This is a genomic window from Luteibaculum oceani (assembly GCF_007995015.1).
GTDB lineage: Bacteria > Bacteroidota > Bacteroidia > Flavobacteriales_D > Luteibaculaceae > Luteibaculum > Luteibaculum oceani.
In genome coordinates, this window is sequence record NZ_VORB01000001.1 from 49,543 (window position 1) to 64,889 (window position 15,347).

At 39.4% G+C, this 15,347-nt stretch carries 12 protein-coding genes; 2 read left to right on the top strand and 10 right to left on the bottom strand.

Annotation, left to right across the window (positions count from 1 at the left end; all coding sequences use genetic code 11):
• Positions 1-7: 7 nt before the first annotated feature.
• From nusA to FRX97_RS00215, 3 genes are all read right to left on the bottom strand, one after another.
• Complete coding sequence (gene nusA / locus FRX97_RS00205; RefSeq protein WP_147012162.1) at positions 8-1,237, bottom strand: transcription termination factor NusA; 1,230 nt, start codon at positions 1,235-1,237, stop codon at positions 8-10.
• A gap of 11 nt (positions 1,238-1,248) precedes the next feature.
• Positions 1,249-1,713: a ribosome assembly cofactor RimP gene (gene rimP / locus FRX97_RS00210; protein ID WP_147012164.1), complete on the bottom strand. Its 465-nt coding sequence runs from the start codon at positions 1,711-1,713 to the stop codon at positions 1,249-1,251.
• A 73-nt stretch (positions 1,714-1,786) separates the two neighbouring features.
• Positions 1,787-3,379: a toxin-antitoxin system YwqK family antitoxin gene (locus FRX97_RS00215; protein ID WP_170226954.1), complete on the bottom strand. Its 1,593-nt coding sequence runs from the start codon at positions 3,377-3,379 to the stop codon at positions 1,787-1,789.
• 131 nt (positions 3,380-3,510) lie between these two features.
• Here FRX97_RS00215 and FRX97_RS00220 point away from each other — a divergent pair, with 131 nt between their 5' ends.
• Positions 3,511-5,355 carry a M61 family metallopeptidase gene (locus tag FRX97_RS00220; protein WP_147012168.1) on the top strand — a complete coding sequence of 615 codons (1,845 nt, stop codon included), beginning with the start codon at positions 3,511-3,513 and terminating at the stop codon, positions 5,353-5,355.
• A gap of 75 nt (positions 5,356-5,430) precedes the next feature.
• On the opposite strand, the gene FRX97_RS00225 is transcribed toward FRX97_RS00220, so the two are convergent.
• Positions 5,431-6,237 carry a M48 family metalloprotease gene (locus FRX97_RS00225; RefSeq protein ID WP_147012170.1) on the bottom strand — a complete coding sequence of 269 codons (807 nt, stop codon included), beginning with the start codon at positions 6,235-6,237 and terminating at the stop codon, positions 5,431-5,433.
• 154 nt (positions 6,238-6,391) lie between these two features.
• On the opposite strand from FRX97_RS00225, the gene FRX97_RS00230 reads away from it, so the two are divergent.
• Positions 6,392-6,940 (top strand): C40 family peptidase, encoded by a 549-nt coding sequence (locus FRX97_RS00230; protein WP_147012172.1) that lies wholly within the window; start codon positions 6,392-6,394, stop codon positions 6,938-6,940.
• 6 nt (positions 6,941-6,946) lie between these two features.
• Here FRX97_RS00230 and FRX97_RS00235 read toward each other — a convergent pair whose 3' ends face one another.
• The 6 genes from FRX97_RS00235 to FRX97_RS00260 all read right to left on the bottom strand — a co-directional run bounded on the left by FRX97_RS00235 (position 6,947) and on the right by FRX97_RS00260 (position 15,345).
• On the bottom strand, positions 6,947-7,813 hold the full coding sequence (locus FRX97_RS00235; RefSeq protein WP_147012174.1) for a hypothetical protein: 867 nt from the start codon (positions 7,811-7,813) through the stop codon (positions 6,947-6,949).
• Between the two features lie 68 nt (positions 7,814-7,881).
• A complete protein-coding gene (locus tag FRX97_RS00240) occupies positions 7,882-9,165 on the bottom strand; it encodes a peptidoglycan DD-metalloendopeptidase family protein (RefSeq protein ID WP_147012176.1) in 1,284 nt (427 codons plus the stop codon).
• 1 nt (position 9,166) lies between these two features.
• A complete protein-coding gene (locus tag FRX97_RS00245) occupies positions 9,167-10,135 on the bottom strand; it encodes a tryptophan 2,3-dioxygenase family protein (protein ID WP_147012178.1) in 969 nt (322 codons plus the stop codon).
• A gap of 11 nt (positions 10,136-10,146) precedes the next feature.
• Positions 10,147-10,953 carry a DUF3108 domain-containing protein gene (locus tag FRX97_RS00250; protein ID WP_170226955.1) on the bottom strand — a complete coding sequence of 269 codons (807 nt, stop codon included), beginning with the start codon at positions 10,951-10,953 and terminating at the stop codon, positions 10,147-10,149.
• A gap of 29 nt (positions 10,954-10,982) precedes the next feature.
• Positions 10,983-13,790 carry a leucine--tRNA ligase gene (gene leuS, locus FRX97_RS00255; protein WP_147012183.1) on the bottom strand — a complete coding sequence of 936 codons (2,808 nt, stop codon included), beginning with the start codon at positions 13,788-13,790 and terminating at the stop codon, positions 10,983-10,985.
• Positions 13,791-13,830: 40 nt separating this feature from the next.
• Entirely contained in the window at positions 13,831-15,345 is a 1,515-nt protein-coding gene (locus FRX97_RS00260; protein ID WP_147012185.1) for a sensor histidine kinase, read from the bottom strand.
• Positions 15,346-15,347: the final 2 nt, after the last annotated feature.

Genomic DNA, 15,347 nt, shown 5'->3' on the forward strand with positions numbered 1-15,347 from the left:
TTTTATCTTATTTGAACTCTTCTTCAAGAATTCTGAAAACCTCCATAACCGTTTCCTCTTCCAGATCGGTTCTTTTAACGAGGTCTTCAACAGATAGCTCTAAAACACTTTTTGCAGTATCGCATCCTACTGCCTTTAATTCGTCTAAGATCCACCCGTCAATTTCATCTGCAAATTCTTCTAGATCAACGTCTTCGTTGTCATCGTTTTCACGATACACATCAATTTGGTAACCCGTTAATTTAGAAGCCAGACGAATGTTGTGTCCACCTTTACCAATAGCAAGTGAAACTTGATCTGGTGAAAGGAAAACATCAGCTGTTTTATCTTCTTCGTTTACCGTTATACTAGAAATCTTAGCGGGGCTAAGCGCTCTAGTAATATAAAGGCTAACGTTATTTGTATAATTAATTACATCAATATTCTCGTTATGTAATTCGCGAACGATACCGTGAATACGCTGTCCCTTCATACCTACACAGGCACCAACAGGATCAATTCTATCATCGTAGGATTCTACAGCTACCTTAGCTCTTTCTCCTGGCTCACGAACGATATTTTTGATGGTAATTAATCCATCCATAACCTCTGGTACCTCTTGTTCAAACAGACGCTCAAGGAAATCTGGGGCTGTTCTAGATAGAATTACACGGAGGTTATTGTTTCTCATTTCAACCTTAGCAACAACCGCTCTAATGGTATCGCCTTTCTTGAAATAATCTTTTTGGATTTGCTCCGATTTTGGAAGGATAAGCTCTACTCCGTCATCATCTAAAAGTAGCACCTCTCTTTTCCAAACTTGATAAACTTCACCTGCAACAATTTCTCCAACTCTTTCAGAATAGTGCTGGTAGATATCGTCTTTTTCAAGGTCCATAATCCTCGCCACTAAATTTTGTCTTAGTGAGAGAATATTTCTTCTTCCAAATTTTTCGATATCGATAGGTTCAGAAACTTCTTCGCCTACCTCGAAATCTTCTTCGATTTTTATCGCTTCAGAATATGCGATTTGCGTATTCTCATCTTCCACAGCACCATCTTCAACGATTTCACGGTTTCTCCAAATTTCTAGATCACCGCGATCACTGTTAATGATGATATCAAAGTTGTCATCCGACCCATACTTCTTTTTAAGCATAGATCTAAAAACATCCTCAAGTAAAGCTTGTAGCTTTTCTTTGTTTATGTTCTTGTTGTCCTTGAAATCCGCAAAGGATTCAACCAAATTTAAGCTCATGGTCCTTCCTATTAAAAACTTAGCTTAACAAAAGCTTTTCCTATTTCTTTAAACTCGAAAACACTCGTTGTGGTTACCCACTCCTTCTTTTTTGTGCCCTCTATTTTTTTTCTTTCCGTTTTCTCAATGGTAATTCCAGTTTCCGATACCTCCTTAAGGGTGCCTACACGTTTCTCGCCATTGCTTAAAACTAGCTCTACTTCTCTTCCAATATTTTTATGATATTGTTGAGGCACCTTAAATGGCTGATCCAAACCAGGTGATGTAACTTCAAGTGCGTAATCTTCAACATCGCGATCGAAAACGGCCTCTACCGCTCTATTGATTTTTACACAATGTTCTATCTTAAACCCCTCTAAACTATCTACCTCTATCTTAAAGTTATTCCCATTACCTGCATGCATATCTACCAGGTACAGGTTGTATTCCTCTAATGTCGGCTGTATAACTTTTTTGATTGCCTCTAGGCTTATCATAAACCGGTATAATAAAAAGAGGGGAACCGGTCCCCTCTTTTAATTTGCTGCAAATATACAAATAATCTTTGTTTTATTTTTCAGTCAAAATTTCTCGGTTAATTAACTTACCATCTTTGTACTCCATCTTCGAGGTAGCCTTTCCCTTTTCGTAAATTAAGACCTCGCCATCCAGTTTGTTGTTTTGGAATTCTTTTTTCGAGGTTATTACCCCCTTAGCGTTATACTCCTTACTTACACCATTTAGTTCCCCATTCTTAAATGACTGCTCCATAACTAAGGTTCCGTGGGGTGCATAATACTTCCAAGTACCCGTTTTTAAATCCTCCTTGTATGCTCCCTCGGTTAAAAGGTTACCAGATTTTTCATCGTAGGTTTTCCAAACTCCTTCCTTTTTTCCAGACTTAAAATTTCCTTCCTCTAAAAGCTTACCGTTTTCTGAATATCGTTTCCATGGTCCGTTTTTAACTCCTTCTGCCCAGGTGCTTTCGTAGCGCTTTTTGCCATTATCATGAAATCCTTCCCAGCTACCCGTGATTATTCCTTTACTAAAAGAGCCCTTATCTTTTAATTGGCCATTTTCGAACCAAGATTCCCACATACCATCTTCGGTTCCTGCAGTGTAGTCACCCTCCTGAAATTTATTGCCATTTTCGTACCAGTACGTCCAAGTTCCAGACTTTTCATCTACTAGGTAATCGCCTTCCATTTCCTTCTGACCATCTTTAAAGTAATACACCCATGTGCCTTCCTTTAATCCAACTTCGAAACTTCCGGTAGAAGAAATCTGCCCGTTAGGGTAAAAATACTCCCACTTCCCATGGCGTTCGTCGTTGAGAAAGCTCCCTTTCATTTCGATTTTTCCATTCGGGTAATTCCAAGTCCAAAGTCCAGTTTTTGAGCCATTGTCATACTCACCTTTAAAATTCATAACGTTTGGCTTAAAATACTCAAGGCACACTCCGTGTAGCACCCCGTTTTTATAGCCATACTTGCTTTTAACGGTTTTATCCGAGAAATAAGCAATCCACTCACCATGCTTTTTCCCTTCATTGTACATTCCTTTTATATGCACATCCCCATTGGGGTAGTACTGCATATAATCGCCATGCTCAATTCCATTTTTGTAGCCAATAAGTTCGAAAACTGCACCATCCGCTGTGTAATCCTTGTGAATTCCACTTCCCGAAACAACCAAAGGTTTACCATCGGGGGTAAAACTCTTTACCATCTTAGCCGACTTATTACCCGCCTCGTATTTCCCAATTTTTCGTAGTTGACCATTGGGATAGAAATATTCCCAGGCCCCAATTTTTTCGTTGTTATCGAAGAATCCAGATGAGGCTATTTGACCATCCTTGTAAAAAGACTTAAACAAACTGTCCTGAGAACCGTAATAAAAATACCCAATGGACTTTAGTTCCTTATTAGGATAAAAGTTCTTAGCCTCTCCATTAAGAATCCCCATGTGGTAATTTAACTCCTCGCGGGGCACCCCCTCTTTATAGAAATAAACCCACTTCCCATGCTTTTCACCCTTTAGGTACTGGCCTTTAGACTTGGGAATTTTTTTATCGTAATTCCAGTAGTCTATATAGGATTGCGTTTGTGCAAAAACCGAGCTTGTAAGGATAAATAATGAGAGAAAACCGAGAAAATTTTTCATGGTGGATTTTAAATTCATTTCCAATCAGGCCTGCAATTTAACCGAAAATCCATGAGATACTTCTTTTGTATTATCTCTACTTGGAAATGGGATAAGGAAAAAGGAATTTAGCACCCGTTAAATAAACACTCATGAAAAAACTGATTTTCCTATTTAGTTTATGTGCTATGTGTCTTAGTTCCTTTTCTCAGGGAGTTGAGAAGTATAGAGTTAAACTGGATTTAAGCAATGTGGTAAACGACGAATTAGAGGTAGAAATTACGGTTCCTAAAGTTACCAAGGACGTGGTAGAGTTTCAAATGCCTAAAATCGTTCCGGGAACCTACTCCATTTCTGATTTTGGAAGATTTATTACCCGCCTAGATGCCTATGACACCACCGGAAACCCTATAGCGATTAAAAAACTAGGGGTTAACCGTTGGGAAATTAGAAACGCACAACGACTGAAGACTTTCCGTTACAGAATTGAAGATAGCTTTGACACCAAATTGGACAATGTAATTTTTGAGCCTGCAGGAACCAATTTCGAAGAGGGCAAAAACTTTGTTCTCAACAACTTTGGTATCATCGGATACCTAAGTGACATGAAAAACTATCCCTACGAAGTAGAGATTAGAAAGCCGAAAAAACTTTACGGAGCTTCTTCGCTTCCCCAAAAGATGATATCTCCAGACAAGGACATCTGGCTAGCTAAAGATTATTTTCACCTGCACGACAATCCAATAATGTATTGCGAACCAGATACGGCTACCATTCCGGTTGGTAATTGCGAAGTATTAATTTCTGTTTACTCGCCTAACAAGATTCTAACCGCTGATGCTGTAAAGGAAAACGTTGGAGCGACATTAGAGGCGCAGAGAAAATATTTAGGTGGCATACTTCCAGTAGACAAGTATGCAATCTTAATTTACCTTTTTGATGGAGCTTCACTCAGCGGTTCGGCAGGAGCCTTAGAACACAGCACATCAACGGTATTTAGTTTCCCGGAAGGAGATCCCGAACAGTTAGCATCTAGCATTAGAGATGTAACCGCTCATGAGTTTTTTCATATAGTTACTCCCCTTAATATCCACTCTGAACAAATTCATAACTACAATTTTATTGAGCCGAAGATGTCTAAACATCTATGGATGTACGAGGGTTGTACCGAATACGCTGCGCAACATGTGCAAGTAAAGTATGACTTAATGTCTGAGGAGGATTTTCTTGATGTAATGCGTCAAAAAATGCTAGTTGCATCGGTTTATAACGACACCCTTCCTTTTACAAAAATGAGTAAACACGTACTGGATAAGTACGAAAATCAATACGGAAATGTATACCAAAAGGGTGCTTTAATTGGGATGTGTCTGGACATATTACTTTTAGAAAAATCTAATGGTGAAATGGACCTTCAGCAATTAATGCGAACACTTGCCAAGGAGTATGGAGCTCATAAACCTTTTGAGGATGAGAAGCTTTTTGAAATTATTGGAGAAAAAACTTACCCAGAAATTCAAGCTTTCTTAGAAACATACGTGGGTGGACCTGCACAACTTCCATTTGCTGAAATTCTAAATAAAGTTGGGGTAGAATATGCTGCCGAAAAAGAAGTGTCTAAAATAACTTTTGGCGGTATTTCTCTAGGTTACAACATTGAAAAGCAACTTATTCAAGTTAACGGATTGGACAACGCGAATGATTTCGCTAAAAAGATTGGTTTCAAAACAGGAGATCTTCTTTATAAACTAAACGGAGAAGAACTTACGCCTACTGCTTTCCAGGATGTATACAATCGCTTTGTTAAAGAAACCCAGGAAGGTGATAAAATAGAGATCACGGTGTTAAGAAAGAAAAAAGATGACTTTAAGGAAAAAACCTTGAAAGCTAAAGCTCAGAAGGTAAACACCATGGAAAGGCATTATGTAAAAATGATGGAAAATCCATCCGAGGAACAACTGAAACTAAGAAAAGCTTGGTTAACCGCTAAAGAATAAATACCCAAACTGAAAATAAAAAAGGGAGCCTCATGGAGTGCTCCCTTTTTTATTGCTTAAAACTAACGTTACTAATTATGGTAATGAATTAATAAATGCGGCGTACTCCTGATCGTAAGTTGCAGTGCCCTCACAACCCAACTCTTGCCTTTTGGCTCTTATATCCTCCACGCGATTCTCTGGGTTAGGGTGAGTGGAAAGGAACTCTGGTTGCCCTCCGGCTTGCTGCTCTGCGATTAACTTGGCAAAGAATTCCGCTGCCCCGTCGGCTTGATAATCTGTTGGACACATGTAGCGTACCGAAAAATCATCCGCCTGCGCCTCATCATTTCTATTAAACTTTAGAAAAAGTAACTTGGCTGAAATTTCGGCCAATAATCCCGGGTTATTTCCCAACACGATCCCCAATAAAGCCGAAATTCCATACTGTTGTGTAAGTTGAGATGTAGAATGACGCAAATCGGCATGCGCCATTTCGTGACCCAGCACTCCAGCTAATTCGTATTCGGCATCCAAGTACTTTATTAAACCGGTGTATATGTATATATATCCACCTGGAGTACAAAAGGCGTTCAGGGTTTCATCATCTCGAATGATTTTTACTTCCCAGTCAAATTCATCCTTGTACGTTACTTGACCACTATTTAGTAGTTTATCACGCATATTTTCCAAATAGCTGTATGCTTGTGGATATGCGTTTTTGCTCAGAACTGGGTATTCGTTGGGGCTTGCCAAAATCGTTGAATCCATTTGGGCGCCAAAACGTTTATCGTCTTCTATAGAGAATAGGTTAAAACCCGGTGATCCTCCATCTTTTTTCTTACAGGCACCAAGGGTTAATAATGCAATGAAAATGAGAGTTATGCTTTGTTTTAATTTCATATCTGTATGGGTTTGGGCTAAATTTAAAGTTATTGCTTCTTAAAAAAATTAAACCTAATTAAAATGTGGATGCTAGCTATAATACGTCAGCATTTCCAGCTAATTTTCAACACAATTAAAAGTTATTTTTACCTCTTAGTTTCCTAACTACTGCATGACCACCGACAAAAAAATTATCAGAGGAATATTTCTAAAGAGGTTATCACTTCTTTGTTTAGCCATTTTTCTGGTGCTAATAAGTCAGAAAATGATTGGTCAGGAGGGGTATGAATTAAGCTTAGAGGAGGCAATAGATCAACATCCTAGGCAAATACTAACTAAGTATTTATTGGATACGAGTAACACTTTTATTGGAGTTCCATATCGATATGGGGCCGACGGACCCAATCATTTCGATTGCAGCGGATTTGTCCGTTATGTTTTTCAATCAATTTCACTAGATCTACCGAGGAGTTCTGGGATGATTGCCAACACTGGGAAATCCATAAGCCGCGAAAAAATATCGGTGGGAGATTTAATCATATTCGCTGGAAGGAATAAAACTACCAAAACGCCTGGACATGTAGGCATAGTCTCGGAAATTCGCAAAAATCAAATCATTTTCATCCATGCATCCACCAGTTCGGGTGTACGAACCGATAGTCTTTATGGACATCCCTATTTTGAAGATCGAATTTTAGATTTTCGCACCTGGGAATGGTAACAAAAACTAGTCCTTTTTGTCTTTTTCTTTTCCCTTTTCTTTTTCTGGATCCTTTAGATATTTAGAAGCGATAATCTCTTTTTTGGCTTCTTTTTCTTGACGCTTACGTTCCTTTTCGGCTTCTTTTTGCTCCTGCTTAATTTGTTTTTCTATTTCCTTAAGCGACATTTCGGATTCCACATCCAAAATAGTACTCACTTTTTCACCGTCTTTATTAAAGTACTCGGTTCTACCGGGAATTAGTACGTTTAGGAACAATTGCGTTTGATTAAAACCCCATGTTGGATCGGCATCATCCGCCTTTCTATCATGCGGACCAAAAAGCTTCTCGGCGCTTTTAAAAAATTCAATCGCATTTTTCCTGTTTTGAGGGTTAATGCTGGTATCTGCCAATGCTTGTACACCTTTTACGTAGTAATACCTTGGATTTAGCTGATCTAGGTAGAATGCATTACTCATTAACTCCTTGTAGCGGAAGATGAATTTGTTCTCGCGCTCGTCTCTGTTTATTTCAATTTTTTTGAAAAGTAAAAGAGCTTCTAGGATATCCAGTTCTGGGTGGGTTCGCTTTATAAGTCTTGCTCGGTCTACGTATCCCAAAGCGATATTAATTGCTTGATCGCGATTCGATTTTTCGAAACTGTATTCTGCCTTTTTAAGGTTACCATAAGCCAGCCAATAATAGCTTCTCCAGTCGGTACCGTGCTCTGAAATCATCGATTTGTAATCCTTTAGGATATTTCCAATGGTTTCGGAAGAGGCACAAGTATCTATGCGCGTTAGCATTTCTTTAACCTTATCACCTAAATCATTTCCTGCATAAGCAGAAGACACAAGGGTAAACAGGCAAAAAAGCGTGAGGATTCGCTTCATGAATCAAAAAATTTTGGACAAATATAACAGGGCTTTTGGAGGGGATGAAAACCTCCCATAATTAAAACTTAAGCATCTTGAAATCCAGACAAGTACTGCTTTAAAACCCTAACGGAATCTTGAAAAACTGGTAGGTCTGTGGCGGGAATTGGATCTGCCGGACTAAATTTCTCCCTAAGGTGGTCTACTTGTTTCCCGTATTTCCACAATCTTAAGCAAACATGCGGTCCGGTAGCTAAACCTGTAGCTCCTACGTAGCCAATGATTTGACCTTGTTTAACTCGAACTCCAGCCTTAATTCCACTACCGTATTTTGACATGTGTAGATACTGAGAGGTATAGGTGGAATTATGCTTTATCTTAACATACCTACCATTGTATTTAGAGTACTTAGCCTCTAAAACCACCCCATCGCCCACCGCTAAAATAGGAGTGCCATGCGGTGCGGCATAATCGGTACCTAAATGAGCTTTATACCTTTTTTGAACAGGATGGAACCTCCTAAGTGAGTAGCGTGATGATATTCGTCCAAATTTCACTGGGGACTTCAGCATAGATTTTTGAAGATTCTCTCCCTTATGATCAAAAAATTGATCCATATCCAGGGCAGAATGGTAAAATCTAAATGCATCCAAAGTATCATTACCTGATCTATATTCGGCAGCCAAAACACGCCCCACTCCAATGGATTTACCCTCGGCTTTTCTCTCTTCGAAAAGGAAAGAGAACTCATCGTTTTTGTTTAATCGATAGAAGTCTAGAGTCCAAGCATAGATGTCGGATAACTTTAGTGCCAATCCCACCGGAAGGTCTTTTTCTTTAAAAGCATCGTACAGGTTACTTGTAATTTTCACATTACCCGACCTCAAAGTGGTCTCCACGGGAAGAGAAAAAATCTTTGCATTGGTACTATCTTTTAGCGATATCCGTAAAAAATCTGTTTTATCAATCTGATACAGAAAATAGGCTGCAGTTTCTATTGAATCTTTGAGATAGGTGAATACCGAATAAGCGTTTCCAGCTTTAATTTTAGTAACAGGAAAGACTTTTTTACAGCTATCTGCGGCTACCAATATTTGCTCCCAAGAAATGTTGTAATCCAAAAGTAAATCGGAGAAAACAGCACCGCGTCTTACCTCTCCTTCCACCACATTAAACTTGGTAATAGGAATACCAAACTTACGCTCCTCCACCTTCGGTTTTTGAACCAACAATGTATCTGTAGCGTCGGAGCCAGTGTTGGAAGGAGCATCTTTACCACCTCGGTTAAAAATAGAAAATAAGGCTATAGCGATGGTCCCTACAACTAGGACAATCCACCATAATTTCTTTTGGGGAGACTTCTTTTGCATATTACTTTAAGCCCAACGCACTTTCAACCCAATTCTTGCCCCAGTTATCTTTTTCTTCTTGAGTCCATAGGGTTGGGAAAAAGATTCTTTTTTGAAAGTGTGGAGGTAAATAATCCTGCCAATTGGTACCTCCTGTAGCAGCGATGTCTTTTTCTTTGCTTTGCAGGTAACGAACAGCAGATTTATAATGTACCAAAGGCCAATCTACGTTAACCAGGATGTCGAAGGTTTTAAGTTGGCGCTTAATTTCTTCATCCCCATCAGAAAGGTAACCTTCTAGCAACAGGTGATTTAGGTTGCAAAACTTCAGTTTGGTTAAAAGACCCAACAGTTCGGTATCGTAACGCTCTTCGAACATTTTAAGCGTTAGGGTTTTCTCCCCCGTATCTTTTGTAGTTGCTCCAAACTTCCAGTAAATGTTATCGAAGTTCTGGTTGATATCTTCCTCCTTGGTAATTTCTACCTCTCCTCGAACTGAGTGGTGCAACAAGTTTTCAAGTCCCGTTGCGTGAATTTCAATTTTACGGTATTGCACCGACTGAAATCCTGAAGCCGGCAAAAGAGCCATTCTAAATTTCAAAAACTGTTCCTTGTCCATTCCTTCGATCATAATTCCGAATGAATGCACCAAGGCTCTGAAGTAATTATTAATGCGCTTAAGCTTGGTAACGGTTTTTTTACTGTCCCATTTTTCCTTTTTAGACCCCCCACAGATATGATCTAGCTCCTGCAGACAAAGCTTAAAGTAAAGCTCCGTTATTTGATGGTAGATGATGAAAATATTTTCATCTGGATATATTGTTCGAGGAGTTTGCAGGGATAGTAAGGTATCTTGATGGATATAATCCCAATAGGTTAGAAACTCGCTATGAAGCAATCCATCTAGGTATGAGCCCAAATCTTGTCCACGTTCCGAAAACTTTTGGTGGAGCGCTTCTAACTTGTTCTGAATTTCTGAGGTAACAACCATTTAAAATCTATTTAATCAATCTTGGAAATTGGCGCAGCCAACCCCTTGTAATCTGTAAGTTCCATTTTAATAGAACCCACCAATACTTTTGCTTGGATCAATACCGGAATGTTGTTTTTATCCGCCGTAATCCAAACATTTAGATCTTCTTCGTCTTTAAAAATTCGTCCTTTTTGAACCACTGGGACAAATTTTCGACACTTAAATTTTCCATTCCTAATACTTACCACATCCGAACCCAGATACTTTATCTTCAGAGGCCAGTACTCATCGTCTACAAAAGCTGGAATGGTAAATACATCGCCAATTTTTGCCGTATCGAAATTTAGGGTTCTCGCATAATAAAATGCCGACAACATATCTTGGGTGTACTCGGGAATGTCAAAGACTTTATGCTTTCCTGTCTCGACTTTTTGCTGATGCTGGTAAAACTTATAATCTTGATTGATTTCGTACCCACCTTCGTTTACCCTTCGGATAAAAATCCAGGGAAATGCTCCATTAGCATCTAAATAACTCTCATAACGGTCCCTAACCTTAAAAAACCAGTTGAAAGCACCAACAGACCTTCCCGTTCCAACCAAATGCAAAAGTGGCCTCCCATAAACAGTTCTATCAGTAGCCTCCACTTTTAACTTGGCTACTCCTGCATTTACTAGACCATAGTGCAGAACGTAATCTAATTCTTCTCCAACCTTATATGCCTTTACTGAAAATTTTCTAAGTGTATCGGCACTGGCTTTTAAATTTTGGCCGTTCGTATTGGCATAAATGAACCCAATAGAAACGGTCAGAATAATGCTGCTTATCCATTTCATAATATTAGCTGAGCTCAAGAAGTGTGCCATTAGGCCACAACATTAACTATTTTCTTAGGTACAACGATGACCTTTTTAGGTTTTTTATCGACTAAATATTTTGCAGTTTGAGGATTTTTCAAAACCTCCTCTTCCACCTGATCCTTACTTAATGAAAGCGAAAGTTCTAGTTTAAACCTCATTTTACCATTAAAAGAGATAGGATATTCGAAGGTATTTTCCACAAGATATTCTTCGTTATGAACGGGGTATTCCGCAAATGTTATACTGCCAGTCATTCCTAGTTTTCCCCACAGTTCCTCGGCAATATGAGGAGCGTAGGGTGACAATAAAACACACAGCGGCTTAAGAATATCCTGCTTATTGCACTTAAGTGCTTGCAATTCATTAACGCAAATCATTAACTGACTTACCACGGTATTAAAGGAGAACCTATTGATGTCCTCGTTAACCTTTTTAATGGTAGCATGCAGAACTTTAAGCTCCTCTTTACTTGGTGCTTCCTGGCTTACACCTTGCTCTCCGTTAAATAATCTCCAGAACTTTTTAAGGAAGTTGAATACACCAGTAATTCCTTGAGTATCCCATGGTTTGTGTTGTTCTATAGGACCTAAAAACATCTCGTAACACCTCAAGGTATCCGCTCCAAACTGCTCAACTAAATCATCTGGATTCTGAACATTTAGCTTGGATTTAGACATTTTTTCTACCTCGTCATCACAAAGTACGTGAGTAGCATTTTCTGGGAAGAAGGTAGCATTTGCAAAATCGGGGGCTGAATTGCGTAGGGCTTCTAAACCGATCTTATCGTTTTCTACCAAGTTGATATCTACGTGAAGCTTTTGGAAACGATCGAATTTGAACTCCTCATTGGGAAATTGATCTTGATACTCCTGTAACTTATCCTTAGAAACAATAACATTGGGATTGGCTTTGTCCCTAAAAACAAAGTTACTTCTACCCAATATCATCCCTTGATTAATCAGCTTTTTAAAAGGCTCTTCGAATGGTAAGTAGCCTAAATCGAATAGGAATTTAGTCCAAAAGCGTGCATATAAAAGGTGTCCTGTAGCATGCTCAGCACCACCAATGTATAGGTCTACATTTTGCCAATAGGCAAGCTTATCCTGGCCAGCAAAAGCTTTGTCGTTATTAGGGTCTACGTACCTAGCGAAATACCAAGAAGAGCCAGCCCATCCCGGCATGGTATTGCATTCCATTTCATCGGCATCCACCTGCACATTCCAGTCTTCCTTTGCCGCTCTTGCTAAAGGTGGCTTACCATCTTTTGTAGGTTTAAACTCATTTATCTCTGGAAGTTCAATTGGCAGCTGTTCGTCGGCAATTAATTTTGGAATTCCATCTTGGAAATAAACTGGGAAAGGCTCGCCCCAATAACGCTGTCTTGAGAACACCGCATCGCGCAATCTAAAATTGGTTTTCCCCTTTCCTAAACCACGTTTTTCTATTTCCTTAATTGCAACGGGAATAGCCTCCTGCCCGGTAAGGCCATTTAAGAAATCGCCATTAATTACTTTGGCTTCTTTGGTGGCATTTGCCTCCTCAGAAATATCTACCCCTTCGAATATCGCAGGGATATCCAAATTGAATTTTTTAGCAAAATTATAATCGCGTTGATCGCCAGCAGGTACTGCCATTACAGCACCGGTACCATAACCAGCAAGCACGTAATCGGCTATATAAACTGGGATTTTATTTCCAGTAAATGGGTGGATAGCATAAGCTCCGGTAAAGCAACCTGTAACCTTATCGGTATCTGCCTGACGCTCTCTTTCTGTTTTTAAACCTGCAGTTTTGATGTATTTTTCAACCTCTTCTTTTTGCTCGGCAGTGGTAATGGATTTTACAAGCTCGTGTTCGGGAGCCAAAACCATGAAACTTACACCAAAAATAGTATCAGGACGAGTGGTAAACACTTCAATTTTGCCCTTTTCATTTTCCAACTCAAAGTTTACCGAAGCCCCTTCAGATTTACCTATCCAATTGCGCTGAATTTCTTTTAGCGCATCACTCCAGTCTAACTTATCCAGATCTTCAAGTAGACGCTCAGCATACGCTCCGATGCGCATCATCCACTGTTTCATCAATTTTTGCTCAACAGGGAATCCGCCTCGCTCCGACTTGCCGTCTTTTACTTCATCATTGGCTAACACTGTACCCAATTCTTCACACCAGTTTACCCAAGTATCTGCTAAATAGGTTAAGCGATATTCTTGGAGAATAGCCTCCTTTTCTTTATCGGAATAATTTTCCCAATCTGGAGCTGAGAAAATACGCTCACAGGAAGTTTCGGCTTCAACATTCTTATTTCCTTCTTTTTCAAAGAGAGACACTAAGTCTTCGATAGGACGTGCTCTGTCTAACCCTTTATCGTAATACGAATTGAATAACTGCTTGAATATCCATTGGGTCCATTTATAGTATTCGGGGCTAGAAGTTCTAATCTCCCGACTCCAATCGAAAGAGAAACCAATATTATCTAATTGCTGACGGTAACGAGCAATGTTGTTTTCAGTAGTAATTGCAGGATGCTGACCCGTTTGGATGGCATATTGCTCTGCTGGCAATCCAAAGGAGTCGTACCCCATTGGATGCAATACGTTAAATCCTTTATGTCTTTTGTAACGAGCAATAATATCGCTTGCAATGTAGCCCAGAGGGTGCCCCACGTGTAATCCAGCACCAGAGGGGTAAGGGAACATATCTAGTACATAGTACTTTGGCTTAGTACTGCTATCTTCAGCTTTAAAAACCTGGTTTTCTGCCCAAAATTTCTGCCACTTTTTCTCTATCTCTATGTGCTTGTATTCGCTCATTACCAAAAAACTTTGGCGCGAATTTAGGCATTAAGAAGCGTTATGCCCGTAAAAGAATCCTAAAGGTTGTACCTACACCTGGTTCTGAATGTTTTACAAAGATTTTTCCTTTGTGATAATCCTCTATAATTCTCTTTACAAGGGTTAAACCTAAGCCCCAACCTCTTTTGCGGGTGGTGTAGCCAGGTTCAAAAACCGTCTTCTGTTTGTTTGCAGGAATTCCTTTTCCGGTATCTGTAATATCTATGATAACCTCAGCACCTTTTGATTGGAGATTAATATCAATTTTACCTGAGCCCTGCATGGCATCCACAGCATTTTTAATAAGGTTTTCCAATACCCATTCAAACAGCTGAATATTAATCTTTGCAGCAGTATTGGCATCCTCTGCACTAATATTTATCTCAACCGTTCTCGGTATTCTCGGTTTTAAATAATCTACCCCAGCATTGATAATGGGTAACATTTTTCTTGGCGACAACTCAGGTGCAGCTCCAATTTTTGAAAAACGAGCCGTGATTACTTCCAAGCGTTTTATATCGTTCCCCATTTCCTTGAGGGTAGATTTATCAACCCCCTGCGACTCTAAAACATCCTTCCAAGCTAATAAAGATGATAACGGGGTACCCAATTGGTGTGCCGTTTCCTTGGCCATTCCCACCCAAACCTGATTTTGTTCGGCGTTGCGAAATGTGGAAAACAGTAGGTAGCTAATCAAAAGAAATACGGCAATGGCCACTAATTGTATATAGGGGTAATATCGCAACTGGGTTAGGATGAAGGAGTCTTTATAGAAAATGTAATGATCCTCTTGTTCCAGTGCCACCTTTATGGGAGCATTTTGCTCGCTCATTTCTTCAATCATAGCCGCGAGCAGTTCTGGTGTATTAATTACGATTGAATCTATATTACCCGAAGCGATTACTTTTTCGTGCGAACCATCGGTAAAAATAACCGGCACACTTGCAGAGTTAATCACTGTTTCGGAAATGAAATTGTTAATCAGGTTATCCATAACCTGTTGTAACTCCCTAAAGATGTGCGACTCTCGGTAGTAAAGGTACTGGCGTTTATTTTTGGTGTATTCTATTTCTAGTGGAGGGAAAGCTTTTTTCATTTTTTCCAATTCCGCAGACAAAATGGAATCGGTGGGAGCGCTATTCTCCAAAATGTTTTTCTCAATTACTACCTCTCCCTTATCATCCACCACAATTATTGGGATAGTGGTGTTATCGGAAATGATATCCGTAAGTAGTTTAAAGGTTTTTTGGTCTAAATCATTGGTTTCGTTGGAGGTTAATATACTGATCGCCATGAACCAGTGCTTCACCTTTTTTCGCTCCTCGGACCTGAGTGTTTCAAATAATTTTTGGGTATAGGCGACTAAATCTGCCTTATTTTGAATGGCGTTTGACCAAAGCCTTACTTTCTGCCTTTCTTCGTTTCGAATTTTATTTACAATGCGATTGGAATAAAACAAAGACACCCCGATAATAAGAGAAGCCAATATAAAAAGGACAATTTTTGTGCCTTGCTTTCGAGAATATAAGTTCATGC